The organism is Streptomyces sp. NPDC016845 (assembly GCF_044332585.1).
Taxonomy (GTDB): Bacteria; Actinomycetota; Actinomycetes; order Streptomycetales; family Streptomycetaceae; genus Streptomyces.
On sequence record NZ_JBIRPI010000012.1, the window covers coordinates 20332 to 38127 of the forward strand.

Genomic DNA, 17796 nt, shown 5'->3' on the forward strand with positions numbered 1-17796 from the left:
ATCTCTCTTTCGCTCGGAACGGGACCCCCGCAGTCCAGCCGCACGGATGCGGCCTCTCCAGGAGATCCCAGGGGGATACGCCCGGAGGAAAAAGGTTTACGGGAGTGCGGCGTCTCGATGGACACGCCGACGGTCAAGATTACGGGTCCGGCCCGACAAGGGTCAAACCGGCCCTTCGCGGAACGGACGACGCCCCCGTACAGCGGTGCGCTGTACGGGGGCGTCCGGTGGGTCAGGCCTCGTCGGCCGCTGCCGTGACGCCGGACGGCGCCTGCTGCCCGGCCGCCGCGGTCTTCTTCGCGGCCGTCTTCTTGGCGGTGGTGGTCTTCGCCGCCTTCTTGGCCGTCGTCTTCTTCGCGGCCGTCTTCTTGGCCGCGGTCTTCTTGGTGGCGGCCTTCTTCGCCGTCGCCTTCTTGGCCGTCTTGCGGGCCGTCTTCTTGGCGGCGGGCGCCTCCTCGGCGCCCTCCGTCTCCACCGGCTCCGCCTCGGCCTCGGCCTTCGGGGCCTCCTCCGTGGCCGACGGAACGACCAGGACGGCCGCCTCCTCGGACGCGGTGGGAGCGGTGGCCTTACGGACGGCACGGCGACGCGGACGCGGCGCGGGGGCCTCCTGCTGGGCGGGCTCGGCCTGTACGGGCGCCTCGGCGGCCGGCTCCTCGGCCCGCACCGGCTTCACCGGCTCGGTGACGGTCACCGCGGCGGCCTCCTCGGAGGACGCCTTGGGGGCGCCGGCGGGCGCGCTCGCCTTGCGCGTGGCACGGCGACGCGAACGCGGCGCGGGAGCCTCGTCCCGCACGGGTTCCCGTACGGGCTCAGGCGCGGGCGCCTCGACGACCGGCTCGGGCTGCGGTTCGGGCGCCTCGGCGACCACCGGCTCCTTCGGCGCACCCGCCGGGGCCGACGCGCGGCGCGTGGCACGGCGACGCGAACGGCCACCACGGCTCGCCGCGGCCTCCGCCTCGGCGGCGCTGGAGTACAGCTCCTCGTCCGGGGCGAACTCGGGCTCGGTGAGCGCCTTGGGGGCGGCCGCCTCCGCGGCGACCTCCGCCTCGGTCTCGACCGGCTCGGCGGCGGCCTGCGCGGCCTCGTGCTCGTGACCCTGGTCGTGGCTGTGCTCGTGACCGTGGTCCTGGCCGTGCTCCCCGCCGTTGCCACCGCGGCGCTTCTTGCGCTTGCCGCCGTTGGAACCGCCGGACACGGGCTGCTCCATGTGGACGATGACGCCGCGCCCGTTGCAGTGCACGCAGGTCTCGGAGAAGGACTCCAGAAGGCCCTGCCCGACGCGCTTGCGGGTCATCTGGACCAGGCCGAGCGAGGTGACCTCGGCGACCTGGTGCTTGGTGCGGTCGCGGCCCAGGCATTCGAGCATGCGGCGCAGGACCAGGTCGCGGTTGGACTCCAGGACCATGTCGATGAAGTCGATGACGACGATGCCGCCCAGGTCGCGCAGGCGCAGCTGGCGCACGATCTCCTCGGCCGCCTCCAGGTTGTTCCTGGTGACGGTCTCCTCGAGGTTGCCGCCCTGGCCGGTGAACTTACCGGTGTTGACGTCGATGACGATCATGGCCTCGGTCTTGTCGATCACCAGGGAGCCGCCCGAGGGCAGCCACACCTTGCGGTCGAGCGCCTTGGCGAGCTGCTCGTCGATCCGGTACGTCGCGAAGACGTCGACCTCGCTGGTCCACCGGCTCAGGCGGTCGGCCAGGTCGGGCGCCACGTGGTTGACGTAGCCGTGGATGGTCTCCCACGCCTCGTCACCGCTGACGATGACCTTGGAGAAGTCCTCGTTGAAGATGTCGCGCACGACGCGGACGGTCATGTCCGGCTCGCCGTAGAGCAGGCTCGGCGACGACGTCGAGATCTGCTTGGCCTTCTTCTGGATGTCCTCCCACTGGGCCTGCAGACGCTCGACGTCGCGGCTCAGCTCGTCCTCGCTCGCGCCCTCGGCGGCGGTGCGCACGATGACGCCCGCGTCCTCGGGGACGATCTTCTTGAGGATGGTCTTCAGACGCGCCCGCTCGGTGTCCGGGAGCTTGCGGCTGATGCCGGTCATCGAGCCCTCGGGCACGTAGACCAGGTAGCGGCCGGGCAGCGAGATCTGGCTGGTCAGGCGGGCGCCCTTGTGGCCGATCGGGTCCTTGGTGACCTGCACGAGCACGGACTGGCCCGACTTGAGGGCGGTCTCGATGCGGCGCGGCCCGTTGGCCATGCCGAGCGCCTCGAAGTTGACCTCACCGGCGTAGAGCACGGCGTTGCGGCCCTTGCCGATGTCGATGAAGGCGGCCTCCATCGACGGCAGCACGTTCTGGACCTTGCCCAGGTAGACGTTGCCGACGTACGAGGTCGACTGCTCCTTGTTGACGTAGTGCTCGACGAGGATGTCGTCCTCGAGCACGCCGATCTGGGTGCGCTCGCCGTTCTGGCGGACGACCATCACGCGCTCGACGGCCTCGCGGCGCGCCAGGAACTCGGCCTCGGTGATGATCGGCACGCGGCGGCGGCCCTGCTCGCGGCCTTCGCGGCGGCGCTGCTTCTTGGCCTCCAGACGCGTGGAGCCCTTGATGGACTGCACCTCGTCCGAGGATGTCGACGAGCGCTCACGCTCGGCGAAACTGTCCTTCTTGCGCGGCTCGCGGACCTTGACGACCGTGCGCTCCGGGTCGTCGGCGCCCTGCTGCTCGCTCTCGGGGGCGGCGTCCCCGGCGCGGCGGCGGCGACGACGGCGACGGCGGCTGCTGCTCGACCCGGAGGCGGAGCTGTCGTCGCGCTCGTCGTGGCCGTGGTGCTCGTCCTGCTCGGCGTGGTCGTCCGTGCTGTCGGCGGCGGTGTCGCCGTCCGTGTCGGCGGACTCGTCCTGCCCGGCGTCGGTGTCGGCGTCCGTGTCGCCGGGCTCGTCCTGCTCGTTCTCGGCGTCGGCGGAGTCGCCGCGGCGACGGCGGCGGCCACCGCGGCGGCGGCGACGGGCCGGACGGTCACCGTTCTCGTTGTCGTGCTCGTCGAGGTCGTCGCCCGGCTCGTCCGCCTCGGCGGGCTCGACGGGATCCTCGGCCGCGACCTGCGTGTCCGCCTCGACGGGCGGCTGCTCGACGGGCTGCTGCTGCTCGTCACCCCCGCGCTTGCGGCGGCGGCGGCGCGGCCCCTGCTCCTCCTCGGCGGCGACGACGGCGGCACCGGCGGCGGGCTCGACGGCCGCGGGCTCCTCCTCGGCGGCCTCGGCCGCGGCAGCGGCGGCGGCGCGCTCCGGCGTCTGGAACATCGGCTCGGTGAAGACGGGCGCCTGGAAGACGGCGACGGACGGCCGCTTCGGACGGCCCCCGCCCTCTTCGTCGCGGGCCTTCGACGCGGCCCGCTGGGCCTTCGGCTCGGCGAAGCCGCCGGCGGCCTTGCGGGTGGCGCGGCGACGGCCACGCGGCGCGGGCTCCTCAGCGGCCTCGGCCTGCGCGGCGGTCTCCGCCACCGGCTCGGCGGCCGGGGCCTCCGGAGCGGCGACGGCGCGGGTGGCACGGCGGCGGGCGCGGCGCGGCGCGGCGTCCTCGGCCGGCTCCTCGGCGGCGGGCTGCTCGGCGACGACAGGCTCCTGCGGCGCCTCGGCGACCTCTTCGGCCACCGAAGTCGCCGTGGCCTCGGCGGTGGCGGTGGGCGCGGAGACCGTACGGGTGGCGCGGCGACGGCGGCGCGGCGCGGGCTCCTCGGCGACGGCGGCGGCCTCCGGCTCGGCGGCGACCGGCGCGGTCTCGGCCGGGGCCGGGGCCTGGGCCTCGGCGGTCGGCGTGGACGTGGCGCGGGTGGCACGGCGGCGACGAGGCGCGGGCGCCTCGGCGGCGGCCTCCGGCTCGGCGGCGACCGGCGCGGTCTCGGCCGGGGCCTGGGCCGGGGCCGGGGCCTCGGCGGTCGGCGCGGACGTGGCGCGCGTGGCACGGCGGCGGCGCGGCGCGGGCGCCTCGGCGGCGGCCTCCGGCTCGGCGGCGGGGGCGGCCTCGGCGGGCGCGGCCTGCTCCGTGCTCTGCGAGTCGCTGCTCTGTCCCGGCTCGGCGACCGGTGTCGACACGGCGCGCGTGGCGCGGCGGCGGCTGCGGCGCGGGGCGGGCTCCTCCGCCGCGGGCTCGGTGAGCTCCTGCGGGGTGGCCGGGGCGGCGACGGCCTGCACGGTCTCGTCCGCCTCGGCCGGCGCGGACGTCTCATCCGTCACGGCCGTCTCAGCCGGCACGGGCGCGCCGGACGGCGCGGAGGCGCGGCGGGTGGCGCGGCGGCGCGGGCGGGCGGCGGGCGCGGCGTCCTGCGCCGGCGTCTCGGCGGCCGGGGACGCGGCGGGCTCGGACTCGGCGTCCGCGGCGGCGGCCGGTATGGCCGGCGCGCTCTCGACAGCGGCGGCCTTGCCGGCGGGCGGACCCGCGGGGCGCGACGCGGCCCGGCGCCGACGGCGCGGGGGCAGGGTGTCGCTGGGGCTGTCCAGCTCGGGGCCGGTGGCTTCGTTCTGCTCGGGCATGCGGGTGTGTCTCCCGTCGGCCCCCGGGCGCCGCGCCTCATCCGGATGACCGGTGACGCCTGCGGCTCGCGCGGTTGGCGCGGTGCCGCCGGTCCGGGGCGCGGGCGCCGCACGGGGGCTCTCTGTCTGTTCTCGCCGGTTCCGGTACGCCTTGTACGTACGGCCTGGCGAAAGTCCTTGGGTGGGTGCGCTGCCCGACCCAGGTGGCTCCCGAGTACGAGGGCGGCGCTACGACGACCGCCTTACGCGGGACCTTCCACGGCAGACGCCGTCGCGGCGGCAGTTCCGGTGGCCTCCGGTCGGGGGGCCTGGACTGCCTCGCGGTCGGGCGCGAGCGGGTCGGTCACCGTGCCGGTCTCTTCATCGAAAGGCCCCTGCGCCAGCCTGGTCACCGCTGCGGGGACCGGCGGCGCCAGGTCAGCCACGGCGCGGAGACCGGACAGGACGTCGTCGGGTCGTACGGCAGGCGTCACGTGCCGAACAACCAGCCGCAGTATCGCACAGGCCCTGTCACCGGGCCTATCGACCTGCGCGTCGGCGGCCTCGAGACTCGCTACAGCCTCACGGGCGTCGAACGTACGGATGCCGTTCTTCGTCCGCCGCTGGACCTCGACGGTCCCGGCGGCCCGGAACGCCTCGGCGGCGCGCCCGGCCTCCTCGACGCTCACTCCGTCGAGCCGCAGCTCCCACACGGAGGCGGCGAGCCGGTCGGCGAGGCCCGAGGTACGGGCCTCGACGGCGTCGACGATGTCGAGGCCGACGGGCATCGACTCGTCGAGCAGCTTCCGCAGCGTGTCGGGGTCGCGCTGCGCGGTGAGCGCGATCTCCAGGTACTCGGCCTCACTGCCCGTGCCGGTGGGTGCGGCATTGGCGTACGACACCTTCGGGTGCGGCGTGAACCCCGCCGAGTACGCCATGGGCACCTCGGCGCGGCGCAGCGCCCGCTCGAAGGCGCGCTGGAAGTCTCGGTGGCTGGTGAACCGGAGGCGGCCGCGCTTGGTGTAGCGCAGTCGGATGCGCTGCACCGCGGGTGCGGGCGGCGGGCCTACGGGCTGTCGCTTGCCCAGTGTCCTGATCCTTCGTGAGTACGGTCGTGCTGCTACCAAGACTACGTCCACGTGCGCCGTCCGGTTCCCCCGCACGGGCACTCACGGGCACCGATGGACGTTGACCGTGTCGTATAGGCACAATCTGCGCTTGTAACCAGCCACTACGAGGGGGCTCCTCGCATGATCACGCTCACGAAGGAAGACGGCCCGGCGGACCTGGACGGGGTGACGCACCTGTCCATCGGGGTCTCGTGGGACCCCACCTCCGGGAGCAGCGGCGGCGTCATGGGCGCCCTGCGCCGCAAGCAGGGCACGGACCTGGACCTGATCGCCATCGCGATGCAGGGTGCCGACCCGGTGCGCCTGGCCGGTCTCGACTCGCTCGACCCGCTGGGCAACGGCTCGATGGTGCACTCGGGTGACAACCAGACGGGCAAGGGTGACGGGGACGACGAGACGGTCACCGTCGAGTTCGCGCGCGTCCCGCAGAACATCACGGCGATCGTGTTCGTCGCCGCCGCGTTCAAGAAGGGCAGCTCGTTCCAGAAGGCGCGCAATGTCAGCATCAAGGTGTATGACGCCACGGGCGGCAGCAGCCAGCAGGTCGCCGACATCTGGCCGTCCATGATGAGCACGGACAACGGCTGCGCGGTGGCGAAGGCGGTGCGCGCCCCGGGCGGCGCCTGGAAGCTCGAGGTCATCAACACGACGGGCAAGATCAAGCAGGGCGACGAGGTCGCCCTGATGCGGTTCGCCGTGAGCAAGTAGCGCCCACGCGCAGGGCTTACGCCGAAGGGGCGGCCGGTCGGAGTCGACCGGCCGCCCCTTCGCGTACGTACGCGTACGCGGGGTCTACTTCACGACCGTCAGCGGCAGCAGCTTCTTGCCTGTCGGGCCCACCTGGATGGACGTGTCCATCGCCGGGCAGACGCCGCAGTCGAAGCAGGGTGTCCAGCGGCAGTCGTCGACCTCGGTCTCGTCGAGCGAGTCCTGCCAGTCCTCCCAGAGCCAGTCCTTGTCGAGACCGGAGTCCAGGTGGTCCCAGGGCAGGACCTCCTCGTAGGTGCGCTCGCGCGTCGTGTACCAGTCGACGTCGACGCCGTGGGCGGGCAGCGTCCTGGCGGCGCACTCCATCCAGCGGTCGTAGCTGAAGTGCTCGCGCCAGCCGTCGAAGCGGCCGCCGTCCTCGTAGACCGCGCGGATGACGTCGCCGATGCGGCGGTCGCCGCGGGAGAGGAGGCCCTCGACGATGCCGGGCTTGCCGTCGTGGTAGCGGAAGCCGATGGAGCGGCCGTACTTCTTGTCGCCGCGGATCTTGTCGCGGAGCTTCGTGAGACGGGCGTCCGTCTCCTCGGCGGAGAGCTGCGGCGCCCACTGGAACGGGGTGTGCGGCTTGGGCACGAACCCGCCGATCGACACCGTGCAGCGGATGTCGTTGGCGCCGGAGACCTCGCGGCCCTTCTGGATGACGTTCATCGCCATGTCGGCGATCTGGAGGACGTCCTCGTCGGTCTCGGTGGGCAGGCCGCACATGAAGTACAGCTTCACCTGACGCCAGCCGTTGCCGTACGCGGTGGCGACGGTGCGGATGAGGTCCTCTTCCGAGACCATCTTGTTGATGACCTTGCGCATGCGCTCACTGCCGCCCTCGGGGGCGAAGGTGAGGCCCGAGCGGCGGCCGTTGCGGGTCAGCTCGTTGGCCAGGTCCACGTTGAAGGCGTCGACGCGGGTGGACGGGAGCGAGAGGCCGATCTTGTCTTCCTCGTACCGGTCCGCGAGGCCCTTGGCGATGTCGCCGATCTCGCTGTGGTCAGCGGAGGAGAGCGAGAGCAGGCCGACCTCCTCGAAGCCGGTCGCCTTGAGACCCTTCTCGACCATCTCGCCGATGCCGGTGATGCTTCGCTCCCGCACGGGGCGCGTGATCATGCCGGCCTGGCAGAAGCGGCAGCCGCGGGTGCAGCCGCGGAAGATCTCGACGGACATCCGCTCGTGGACCGTCTCGGCGAGCGGTACGAGCGGCTGCTTCGGGTACGGCCACTCGTCGAGGTCCATGACGGTGTGCTTGGAGACCCGCCACGGCACGCCCGACCTGTTCGGCACGATGCGGCCGATCCGCCCGTCGGGCAGGTACTCGACGTCGTAGAACGCGGGCACGTAGATGTTGCCCGTCCTCGCGAGGCGGAACAGCACCTCCTCGCGGCCGCCGGGGCGGCCCTCGGCCTTCCACGCGCGGATGATCTCGGTCATGTCGAGGACGGCCTGCTCACCGTCGCCGATGACCGCCGCGTCGATGAAGTCCGCGATCGGCTCCGGGTTGAACGCCGCGTGGCCGCCCGCGAGGACGATCGGGTCGTCGAGCGTACGGTCCTTCGACTCCAGCGGAATGCCCGCCAGGTCGAGCGCGGTCAGCATGTTCGTGTAGCCGAGCTCGGTGGAGAAGCTCAGGCCGAAGACGTCGAACGCCTTGACCGGGCGGTGCGAGTCGACCGTGAACTGCGGCACCTGGTGCTCGCGCATCAGCGCTTCGAGGTCCGGCCAGACGCTGTAGGTGCGCTCGGCGAGGACGCCCTCGCGCTCGTTCAGGACCTCGTAGAGGATCATGACGCCCTGGTTGGGCAGACCGACCTCGTACGCGTCCGGGTACATCAGCGCCCAGCGGACATCGGCGGACTCCCACGGCTTGACCGTGGAGTTCAGTTCTCCGCCGACGTACTGGATCGGCTTCTGCACATGCGGGAGCAGCGCTTCGAGCTGCGGAAACACAGACTCGACCACTTGGGGTGCCGCGGCGGCGGCTTCGGCAGGCATAACCGTGGACCTTTGTGAGCTGGCAGGGGTGACCCTCAAGCCTAACCCGCCGACAAGCGCGGCTTCTCCGCCCGCTTCCACACCTCGGGCAGCGCGCGCTCACCGTCGGCCGCGGCCGCCTGCTCCTGCCCGTACAGCAGGCCCCACGCGAAGGCGGTCTCCCCGGCGGCGTGCGCCTGGATCGCCAGGTCGCGCAGCGCTTCGCGGGCGACGACGGAGTCCTGGTGGTCACCGAGCACCGACTGCACCTTCTTGACGCGCTTCGCGAACTTCTTGGACTGCTTGCCGAGCGCGGGGATGCCGGTCTCCCCGGCGTACCGGGCGCGTTTGGCGGCCTTGCGGGCGTCGTGCAGGGCGTGGTCGCGGTCGGTGCCGGGTGCGAGGGAGAGGGCGTGCTCGACCCGGGCGGCGAGCCGGGCGTGGTCCTTGAGCGCCGCCTTGACCAGCACTTTCGCGGCCGGGCGGTCGGCGGCGGGCAGCAGCGGCGGGGCGGCGAGCAGCGCGTCGAGGGTTTCGAGGAGCGCCAGGTAGCGCCGGCCGTCGAGCACGGCGACGGTGTGCCTGCGCGAGCCGAGGCGGCGGGCGACGGCCCAGAACCGCAGCCGTCCGCGTACGGGGCCGAGCAGCAGGGTGCGGGGCAGCGCGTCGATCCGGGCGGTGAGCCGCTCGGTCAGCACCTCGCGGTCGCGGTCGATGCCCAGTTCCCCGGCGAGCCACTTCAGCTCCTCCCCCACCGGCTCCGTCACGGCCGGGTCGAGGACCTTCTTGTACGTCTTGAACACGCTGCGAAGGCGCCGGGTCGCGACCCGCATCTGGTGCACGGCGTCGGGCAGGTCGCGGCGGACGGCGGGGTCCAGTTCGACGAGGGCGTCACGCTGTTCGCGCAGCCGGGCGAGGATGTGCTCCCCGGCGGTGACGGGCTTGGCCACGACGAGCGTCTCCGGGCTGCGGATCCCGGTCTCGTCCATGGCGCGGGCCAGCTTCGAGGAGGCGGCGGAGCGCTCGACCCCGGCCTTGCGGAGCCGCTTCTCGACCTTGCCGAGGAACGCGGGGTCGCCGTCGTCGGCCAGCTCGACCTCGATCTCCGTCCACTCGGTGGCCTGCTCGCCGCCGATCCGCTCCGCGCGTACGGCGTCGACGCAGACCTCGGCGAGTACGGTGCCGCCGGCGTCGGCCAGATGGGTGACGTCACGGGACGACCGCAGCCGTACGACGGGGCCGAGCTGCGCGCCGCGCACCCGGGACCGCACGAGCCCCGTCAGTGCGCGCGGCACCTCGTCGGAGAGCGGCGCCCGCACCTCGTCCCGTACGCCGTCGGTGACCGCGACGGGCAGCTTGAGATGCCAGCCCGCGTCGTCACCGCCGGTGCGCCGCCGCAGCGTGATCTTCTGCGCGGCGAGCCGCTGATCCGGCGTGTCGTAGTACACGGCGTCGAGTTCGACGACACCTTTGTCGACGACCTCCGCGACGCCTGGGACCTTGTGCAGGTCCGGCAGCCGGAAGCCCTCGTCCGGGGCGTCGTACTTCCGCTCGATCTCGCGCTTCGTCTCCGCCATGATTCGAATTTAGACGTCACTTTTGAACGCCGATAGGGGGCAGCGCCACCGAAGGGGCGCGGGGGACTGCGCGCCCGGAGCCGCGGACCACCGGAGGTCTACGCCGACAAGGGCCGTTGCACCCGGATCGACTGCAGCAGCCCCACCGCCACCCACACCGCGAACATCGACGATCCTCCGTACGAGACGAAGGGCAGGGGCAGCCCCGCGACCGGCATGATGCCGAGGGTCATGCCGATGTTCTCGAACGCCTGGAAGGCGAACCAGGCGATGATGCCGGCGGCGACGACCGTGCCGTACAGCTCCGTCGTCTCGCGGGCGATGCGGCAGGCGCGCCAGAGGACGACGCCGAGCAGCAGTATGATCGCGCCCGCTCCGACGAAGCCGAGCTCCTCGCCGGCCACCGTGAAGACGAAGTCGGTCTGCTGCTCGGGCACGAACTGGCCCGTGGTCTGGGAACCGTGGAAGAGGCCCGCGCCGGACAGGCCGCCCGACCCGATCGCGATGCGTGCCTGGTTGGTGTTGTAGCCGACGCCCGCCGGGTCCAGCGCCGGGTTGGCGAAGGCGGCGAAGCGGGCGATCTGGTAGTCGTCCAGGACGCCCAGCTGCCACACCGCCACGGCGCCCGCCGCACCGACCCCGATGAGGCCGAGCACCCACCGGTTCGACGCGCCGGAGGAGAGCAGCACGCCGAGCACGATCATCACCATGACCATGACGGAGCCGAGGTCCGGCATGAGCATGACGACGGCCATGGGGACGGCGGCGAGCCCGAGCGCCTGGAGGACGGTCCGGTGGTCGGGGTGGTCCCGGTCACCGGCGTCCACGCGCGCGGCGAGCAGCATCGCCATGCCCAGGATGATCGTGATCTTCACGAACTCGGAGGGCTGGAGCGAGAAGCCGCCGCCGATGATGATCCAGGCGTGCGCCCCGTTGACGGTCGCGCCGAGCGGGGTGAGGACGAGCAGCACCAGGAAGACGGAGATGCCGTAGAGGATCGGGACGGCGCCGCGCAGGGTGCGGTGGCCGAGCCAGATCGTCCCCGCCATCAGGGCGAGCCCTATGCCGGTGTTGAGCAGGTGGCGGAGGAGGAAGTAGTACGGGTCGCCCTGGTTGAGCTCGGTGCGGTTGCGCGTCGCCGAGAAGACGAGCGCCGCGCCGATCATCGACAGGGTGAGGGCGGAGAACAGTATCGGCCAGTCGAGGCGCCGCACCAGCGAGTCACGGGCGAGCAGCCGCGACATGGTGGAGCGCTGGGGACCGTACCCGGAGACGGAGAAGCCATTGGTGCCGGCCATGCGGGTCAGTCCCTTCTGCCGTACGCGTTCGCGGGCAGGGCGCCCGCCAGTTGCTGCTGCTCGGGCGGCACTTCCTTCTGCGGCTTGTACGGCTTGATCTCCGGCGCGTCGATCGAACCGTCCCGGTCGATCTTGGGCAGGGCGGTCTGCGGCTTGGGCAGCAGCGCCTTCTTGAGGTCCTGCTTGCCGTTGCTGTCGAGCCCGTACATCGCGTCGTAGATCTTGCGGACGGCGGGGCCGGACGCGCCCGAACCCGTACCGCCCTGGGAGATCGTCATGACGATCGAGTAGTCCTTGGTGTACGTGGCGAACCACGAGGTCGTCTGCTTGCCGTAGACCTCGGCCGTACCGGTCTTGGCGTGCATGGGGATCTTGTCCTGCGGCCAGTTCTGGAAGCGCCAGGCGGCCGTTCCCTGGGTCGCCACGCCCGCGAGGGCCTTGTCGATCTGGTCGCGGGTCGTGTGGCTCATCGGGAGCTTGCCGTTGGTCTTCGGCTCGATCTCGCTGACCTGCTTGCCGTCGGCGCTGACGACCGCCTTGCCGACCTCGGGCTGGTGCAGGGTGCCGCCGTTGGAGATGGCGGCGTAGATCGACGCCATCTGTATCGGCGTGACGAGGGTGTCGCCCTGGCCGATGGAGTAGTTGACGGCGTCACCGGCGCGCATGAGGTTGCCTTCGAGGCAGTTCTCGTAGTTCAGCTTCTGGACGTAGTCGCCGTCCTTCTTGCCGGACTTGCACCAGGAGTCCTTGTTGGCCTTCCAGAACCGCTGCTTCCACTGGCGGTCGGGGACCCGGCCGGTGACCTCGTTGGGCAGGTCGATGCCGGTCTCCTTGCCGAGGCCGAACTGGTGGGCGGTCTTGTAGAACCAGTCCTGGGTGTCCTTGTTGCCCTTGAGGCCGCCGTCCTTCTTCCACTCGTTGTGCGCGAGGCCGTAGAAGACGGTGTCGCAGGAGACCTCCAGGGCGCGGCCGAGGTTGATCGACCCGTGGTCCGCCGACTCGAAGTTCTTGAAGACCTGGCCGCCGATCGAGTACGAGCTGGTGCACGGGTAGCTCCCGTTGAACTCGTAACCGGCCTTGACCGCCGCCGACGTCGAGATGACCTTGAAGATCGAGCCGGGGGCCGCCTGGCCCTGGATGGCCCGGTTCAACAGCGGGTAGTTGGACTTCTTGCCGGTGAGGTCGGCGTAGTCCTTGCCGGAGATGCCGCCGACCCAGGCGTTCGGGTCGTAGGACGGGTTGGAGGCCATGGCGACGACACGGCCGGTCTTGGCCTCCAGGACGACGACGGCGCCGGAGTCGGCCTTGTAGTTCGTCCCGGTGTTCTTGTCGAAGCCCTTGCGGGCCTCCTTCATCGCCTCGTTCAGCTCGTACTCGGCGACGGACTGCACGCGCGCGTCTATCGACGTGACGACGTTCGCCCCCGACTCGGCCTTGTCGCTGTCGGCGCGGCCGATGACGCGGCCGAGGTTGTCGACCTCGTAGCGGGTGACGCCCGCCTTGCCGCGCAGCTCCTTGTCGTACGTGCGCTCGAGGCCCGAGCGGCCGACCTGGTCGGAGCGGAGGTAGGGCGATTCGCTGTCCTTGGCCTTCTCGATCTCCGCGTCGGTGACCGGGGAGAGGTAGCCGAGGACCTGCGCGGTGTTGGAGCCGCCGGGGCCCGCGTAGCGGCGCACGGCGGTCGGTTCGGCGGTGATGCCGGGGAAGTCCTCGCCGCGCTCGCGGATCTGCAGCGCCTGCTTGGGCGTGGCCTCGTCGGTGATCGGGATGGGCTGGTACGGGGAGCCGTTCCAGCAGGGCTGCGGCGTCTTGGCATCGCACAGCCGGACCTTCTCCTCGACCTCCTTGGCCTTCATACCGAGGACGGCGGCGAGCTTGGCGAGGACCGCCTTGCCGTCGTCGTCCATCTTCATCAGGTCGGTGCGGGAGGCGGAGACCACCAGCCGGGTCTCGTTGTCGGCGATGGGCACGCCGCGGGCGTCGAGGATCGAGCCGCGCACGGCGGGCGTGACGACCTGCTGCACGTGGTTGCCGGAGGCTTCCTTCGCGTACTCGTCGCCGTTGCGGATCTGGAGGTACCAGAGACGGCCGCCGAGGGTGAGCAGGAGGGAGAGGACGAGGATCTGCAGGACGATGAGCCGGATCTGGACGCGCGGTGTCCGGCCCGTCTCGGGGATGTTGGTCACGGTGGTGGGCCCCCCTCTCAGTACGAGTACGGGTACGTGTGCGAGTACCGGTACGGGTACGTGTATGTGTACGGGTACCTGTACACGCGGAAGCTGTGCGGCGCGGGCGCCGGCCGACCGGTACTCACAGGCGCTTGACCCCCTTGATGCGTCCGGCTCGGGCGGCGCGCGCCTTGGCGGTCTTCGTGCGCAGTCCGCCGCGCTGGTTGCCGATGCGCAGGCCGGTCCCGGTGGAGAGCCAGCCCGCGGAGACGTCGGCGGCCTTGGCGGAGCCGGTGGAGGTGTCGGAGAGCGGATCGTGTTCGGCGCGTCTGGCGAGCGCCATCACGCCGGGTACGACGAAGGGCGCGAGCAGCAGGTCGTAGAGCGCGGCGGTGAACAGCAGGGAGCCGAGGCCGACGTGGCGGGCGGCGGTGTCACCGACGAGGGCGCCGACGCCCGCGTAGAGCAGGGTCGTACCGACGGCGGCGGCGACGACCACGAGCATGGGCCCGGCGGCCGAGCGCAGCTTCCCGTTGTCCGGCTTGGCGAGACCGGCGAGGTAGCCGATGACGCAGAGCACGAGGGCGTAGCGGCCCGCGGCGTGGTCGGCGGGCGGGGCGAGGTCGGCGAGGAGACCGGCCCCGAAGCCGACGAGGGCGCCGCCCACATGGCCGTAGACCAGGGCGAGGCCGAGGACGGTCAGGAGCAGCAGGTCCGGCACGGCGCCCGGGAGTTGGAGCCGGGCGAGGACACAGACCTGGACGACGAGGGCGACGACGACGAGGCCGGCGGAGAGCAGCATCCGGTTGAAGCGCATGGGTCTTGCTCCTCCTGACTACTGCTGGTAGCCGTTGTCGGCGGTGCCGCCCGCGGGCGCGGACGGGGTGACGGTGACGGTGACCGTCGGCGCGGGCTTCGGCTTGGCGGGCTTGGACGGCAGGACCGTGTCGCGGGGGTCGGTGCGCGGGGGCTGCACGACGACGCCGACGACGTCGAGCTTGGTGAACCCGACGTAGGGCTGGACGTAGACGGTACGGGTCAGGTCGCCGCCGGACGGATCGACGCGGACGACCGTGCCGACGGGCACGCCGGGCACGAACGGCTTGTCGGCCTGGGAGCCGAAGGTGACGAGCCGGTCGCCCTTCTTGACCTTGGCCTTGCCGTTGAGCAGCTGGACGCGGAGCGGGCGGTCGCCCTGCCCGGAGGTGAAGCCGAGCTCGTCGGTCTTCTCCATGCGGGTGCCGACGGTGAAGTCCGGGTCGTTGGCGAGCAGCACCGTGGCCGTGCTGGGGCCGACGGTGGTGACGCGGCCGACGAGCCCGTCCCCGTTGAGCACCGTCATGTCGCGCTTGAGGCCGTCGTCGGCGCCCGCGTCGATGGTGACGGTCCAGGAGAAACCTTGCGCCGACCCTATGGCGATGACCTGGGCGCCCTTGATGCCGTACTGGCCCGTGCCCGCCGTCTTCAGCATGGTGTCGAGCTGGCGGATCTTGCTGCGGTTGCGGTCGTCGCTGCCGAGTCTGGCCTTCAACGCGGCGTTCTCGCGCTCCAGTTGGCTGATGCGGTCGTGCCGCTCGCCGGAGTCGCGGACCGCGCCGATGGCGTTGCCGACGGGGTCGACCGCGCCGGACACGCCATTCTCCACCGGGCCGAAGACCTTGGCGGCGGCCTGGCGGGCACCGTCGACCGGCGAGTCCTCACCGCCGCGGATGTCCATCGTGATCAGTGCGAACGCGATGGCGACCAGCAGCACCAGGAGCAGCCGGCTCTCTCGTGTGTCCCTCACGTGCGGCGGCGTGCCTTCCTCGATCGAATTCAGGGGGAATTCAGGCGGATTCTGGGGATTTATGCTCTGCCTATATATCAACGATCCGCCGCACGAAGTGGCAGGCACTCGTACGGCGGACCGCCCTTTCGGGTGTACGCACCCTGATCATCTACGGGGCGAGGCGTCCAGCACCTGCTGGAGGGCCTCGAACTCCTCGACGCACTTTCCGGAGCCGAGCGCCACGCTGTCCAGCGGGTCCTCGGCGATGTGGATCGGCATGCCGGTCTCGCGGCGCAGCCGCTCGTCGAGGCCGCGCAGCAGGGCGCCGCCACCGGTCAGCACGATGCCGCGGTCCATGACGTCGCCGGAGAGCTCCGGCGGGCACTTGTCGAGGGTGGTCTTGACCGCGTCCACGATCGCGTTGACCGGTTCCTCGATGGCCTTGCGGACCTCCGCCGCCGAGATGACGACGGTCTTCGGCAGCCCCGACACGAGGTCGCGGCCGCGGATCTCGGTGTGCTCGTCGGAGTCGAGGTCGTACGCGGAGCCGATGGTGATCTTGATCTGTTCGGCGGTGCGCTCACCGAGGAGGAGCGAGTACTCCTTCTTGATGTGCTGGATGATCGCGTTGTCCAGCTCGTCGCCCGCGACGCGGATGGACTGTGCCGTGACGATTCCGCCGAGCGAGATGACGGCGACCTCGGTGGTGCCGCCGCCGATGTCCACCACCATGTTGCCGGTGGCCTCGTGGACCGGGAGGCCGGAGCCGATGGCGGCCGCCATGGGCTCCTCGATGATGTGCACCTGGCGGGCGCCGGCCTGCGAGGAGGCCTCGATGACCGCGCGGCGCTCGACGCCGGTGATACCGGACGGCACGCACACGACCACGCGGGGGCGGGCGAGGTAGCGCCGCTTGTGGATCTTCAGGATGAAGTAGCGGAGCATCCGCTCGGTGATCTCGAAGTCGGCGATCACGCCGTCCTTCAGGGGACGCACCGCCACGATGTTGCCCGGCGTACGGCCGATCATCTTCTTGGCTTCGGCGCCGACCGCGAGGATGCCACCGGTGTTGGTGTTGATCGCGACCACGGACGGCTCATTGAGCACGATCCCTCGACCCCTGACGTACACCAGCGTGTTGGCGGTCCCGAGGTCGACAGCCATGTCACGGCCGATGAACGACATTGAGTTCCCCATCAGGATTCGTCTGGCCTTCCCCAAGTGGAGCGTGTGATTGCTTGTCAGGTAGGCGAGAGGTGGACGCGTGTGGCGTGGAGGCTTCCATCGTAGTCTCGCCTGCACGGGCACGGCGCGAGGGTCTTCGCCATTGTCAGCAGATGAAACCCCGCCCCGCTAATGGGGACGTGCCGACGGAGGGTTGCGTTCCCCCGATCGGGCCGCATATGCCAAAGAGCGGCCCAATTTCTCGGGCCGCTCCAGGTCAGTCGCGGCGGGCGCCTGACAGGGCGTCAGAAAGTTGTTACAGCTGGTCTCATCAGGCGAGACCGCACCGCTCGAACAGGGGTCAGACCAGGCCCGGGAAGAAAATCTTCAGCTCGCGCGCGGCGGACTCCTCCGAGTCCGAGGCGTGGATCAGGTTCTCCCGGACGATGACACCGAAGTCGCCGCGGATCGAACCCGGCGCGGCGGCGATCGGATCCGTCGGACCCGCCAACTGGCGTACACCCTCGATCACGCGCTCGCCCTCGACGACCAGCGCGACGACCGGGCCCGACGACATGAACGCGACCAGCGGCTCGTAGAACGGCTTGCCCTTGTGCTCGCCGTAGTGCTGCTCCAGCGTCTCCTGGCTCAGGCTGCGCAGCTCCAGGGCGCTGATCGTCCAGCCGGCCTTGCGCTCGATACGGCCGACGATCTCGCCGATCAGGCCGCGGCGGACCGCGTCGGGCTTGAGCAGGACGAGCGTGCGCTGGGTCATTTTGGCTGGACTCCTTGTGCGGCCTGTTGGTGCGGTGCGCCTGAGATTACAGGTGACGCGCCGCGGGCCCGCCGGGAGGTTGCCGAGTGCGCCTCTCGTCGTGCCTGGTCGCGCCCCACGGCGGAGCCGCTGATCGATACCGCCCCGCACCCCCGAAGCATGCGGCTCCGCCGCAACACCCTGGGCCCCGCCTCACCCGCGCCTCCCCGAGCCGGCGCACGAAGTGCGCACCCCAGGGGCGCGGGGAACTGCGCGAGCAACCACGACGGCGCCGCAACCTCCGACGAGAGAGAGCGCCGCACGCAGCGCGCACTCCAGGGGCGCGGGGAACCGCGCGACCAGCCACGACGAAAGCCGCGCCCGGCGATCCACCGGACCTACGCCGCGCTGGCGTTCCGCTCGGCCCACTTCGCCTTCGCCACATCCACCTTCCGCCCGAAATGGACCGAGGCCCACCACAGCGCGGCGAAGACGACCCCCATGAAGAACATCAGCGGCACCCAGAACCCGCTCACGATCAAGGCGATCTGCAGCGCCCAGCCCGCCTGAACACCACCCGGCCGCGACAGCACACCGCACAGCAGCACGCTCACCACCATGGCGACCCCGCACACCGTCCAGACCACCCCGGAGGACAGATCGGGGTCCTTCATCGCCACCAGCCCGGCGAACCCGATCAGGAAGAACTCACCGATCAGGGTCGAGGAACACAACGTACGCACAG

At 71.3% G+C, this 17796-nt stretch carries 12 protein-coding genes; 1 reads left to right on the forward strand and 11 read right to left on the reverse strand.

All coding sequences use genetic code 11. From position 1 onward, the window contains the following. Positions 1 to 232: 232 nt before the first annotated feature. Entirely contained in the window at positions 233 to 4486 is a 4254-nt protein-coding gene (locus ACH4RC_RS25915; RefSeq protein ID WP_398205211.1) for an Rne/Rng family ribonuclease, read from the reverse strand. 242 nt (positions 4487 to 4728) lie between these two features. Then, complete coding sequence (locus ACH4RC_RS25920; RefSeq protein ID WP_398205213.1) at positions 4729 to 5511, reverse strand: TIGR03936 family radical SAM-associated protein; 783 nt, start codon at positions 5509 to 5511, stop codon at positions 4729 to 4731. Positions 5512 to 5715: 204 nt separating this feature from the next. On the opposite strand from ACH4RC_RS25920, the gene ACH4RC_RS25925 reads away from it, so the two are divergent. Next, on the forward strand, positions 5716 to 6303 hold the full coding sequence (locus tag ACH4RC_RS25925) for a TerD family protein (RefSeq protein WP_398205215.1): 588 nt from the start codon (positions 5716 to 5718) through the stop codon (positions 6301 to 6303). Positions 6304 to 6387: 84 nt separating this feature from the next. Here the strand turns inward: ACH4RC_RS25925 and ACH4RC_RS25930 are convergent, their stop codons facing one another. From ACH4RC_RS25930 to ACH4RC_RS25970, 9 genes are all read right to left on the reverse strand, one after another. Next, positions 6388 to 8343 carry a TIGR03960 family B12-binding radical SAM protein gene (locus ACH4RC_RS25930; protein WP_398205217.1) on the reverse strand — a complete coding sequence of 652 codons (1956 nt, stop codon included), beginning with the start codon at positions 8341 to 8343 and terminating at the stop codon, positions 6388 to 6390. Between the two features lie 41 nt (positions 8344 to 8384). Beyond that, a complete protein-coding gene (locus tag ACH4RC_RS25935) occupies positions 8385 to 9899 on the reverse strand; it encodes a CHAD domain-containing protein (RefSeq protein WP_398205219.1) in 1515 nt (504 codons plus the stop codon). A 98-nt stretch (positions 9900 to 9997) separates the two neighbouring features. After that, positions 9998 to 11197, reverse strand: a complete 1200-nt coding sequence (gene rodA, locus ACH4RC_RS25940) for a rod shape-determining protein RodA (RefSeq protein ID WP_398205221.1) — start codon at positions 11195 to 11197, stop codon at positions 9998 to 10000. A gap of 5 nt (positions 11198 to 11202) precedes the next feature. Then, positions 11203 to 13383: a penicillin-binding protein 2 gene (mrdA, locus tag ACH4RC_RS25945; RefSeq protein ID WP_398205223.1), complete on the reverse strand. Its 2181-nt coding sequence runs from the start codon at positions 13381 to 13383 to the stop codon at positions 11203 to 11205. Between the two features lie 124 nt (positions 13384 to 13507). Next, positions 13508 to 14182 carry a rod shape-determining protein MreD gene (gene mreD / locus ACH4RC_RS25950; protein ID WP_398205225.1) on the reverse strand — a complete coding sequence of 225 codons (675 nt, stop codon included), beginning with the start codon at positions 14180 to 14182 and terminating at the stop codon, positions 13508 to 13510. 18 nt (positions 14183 to 14200) lie between these two features. Further along, positions 14201 to 15151 carry a rod shape-determining protein MreC gene (mreC, locus tag ACH4RC_RS25955; RefSeq protein WP_398205227.1) on the reverse strand — a complete coding sequence of 317 codons (951 nt, stop codon included), beginning with the start codon at positions 15149 to 15151 and terminating at the stop codon, positions 14201 to 14203. A 147-nt stretch (positions 15152 to 15298) separates the two neighbouring features. After that, positions 15299 to 16318, reverse strand: a complete 1020-nt coding sequence (locus ACH4RC_RS25960; protein ID WP_018531437.1) for a rod shape-determining protein — start codon at positions 16316 to 16318, stop codon at positions 15299 to 15301. Between the two features lie 340 nt (positions 16319 to 16658). Next, positions 16659 to 17072, reverse strand: coding sequence for a nucleoside-diphosphate kinase (gene ndk, locus ACH4RC_RS25965; RefSeq protein ID WP_398205229.1), 414 nt, complete (start codon positions 17070 to 17072; stop codon positions 16659 to 16661). 377 nt (positions 17073 to 17449) lie between these two features. Then, positions 17450 to 17794, reverse strand: a complete 345-nt coding sequence (locus tag ACH4RC_RS25970; RefSeq protein ID WP_398205230.1) for a DUF4233 domain-containing protein — start codon at positions 17792 to 17794, stop codon at positions 17450 to 17452. Positions 17795 to 17796 lie beyond the last annotated feature (2 nt).